1 protein-coding gene is annotated in these 682 nt (G+C 71.7%); it reads right to left on the bottom strand.

What is annotated here, in order from left to right; translation table 11 throughout:
• On the bottom strand, positions 1–682 hold a 682-nt coding region (locus RJ1_RS45145; RefSeq protein WP_143169630.1), incomplete at both ends, for an acyl-CoA carboxylase biotin carboxyl carrier protein subunit.

Here is a 682-nt window from a genome sequence, read left to right on the forward strand (position 1 = left end):
GCGAGGACGGTGCCCTGGGTGATGGCGGCGCCGGGTTCGACGGACAGGCCGGTGACGGTGCCGGCCTTGTGGGCGTTGACGGGGTTTTCCATCTTCATCGCCTCGAGGACGGCGATGAGGTCGCCCTCGGCGACCTGTTGTCCTTCTTCGACGGCGACCTTGACGACGGTGCCCTGCATGGGTGCGGTGACGGCGTCACCGGACGCGGCGCCGCCGGCGGCGCCGCCGCGGGTGCGGGCCTTGGGCTTCTTGCGGACCGCACCGGCGCCGCCGGCGGCGGGGGCGCCGAGGGTGAACTGGCCGGGCAGCGACACCTCGACGCGGCGGCCGCCGACCTCGACGACGACGTTCTGCCGGGGCAGCTGCTCGTCCTCGTCGATCGGCTGGTTACCGGTGAACGGTTCGACCTGGTTGTCCCATTCGGTTTCGATCCACTTGGTGTAGACGTCGAAGCCGTTCCCGTCGCCGATGAACGCGGGGTCGGAGACGATGGCCCGGTGGAACGGGATGACCGTGGCCAAACCCTCGACCTGGAACTCGGCGAGGGCGCGGCGGGCGCGGGCCAGGGCCTCGTCGCGGGTGGCGCCGGTGACGATGAGCTTGGCGAGCATGGAGTCGAACTGGCCGCCGATCACGCTGCCGGTTTCGACGCCGGAGTCCATCCGCACGCCGGGGCCGGTGG

Source organism: Rhodococcus jostii NBRC 16295, assembly GCF_001894825.1.
GTDB lineage: Bacteria > Actinomycetota > Actinomycetes > Mycobacteriales > Mycobacteriaceae > Rhodococcus_F > Rhodococcus_F jostii.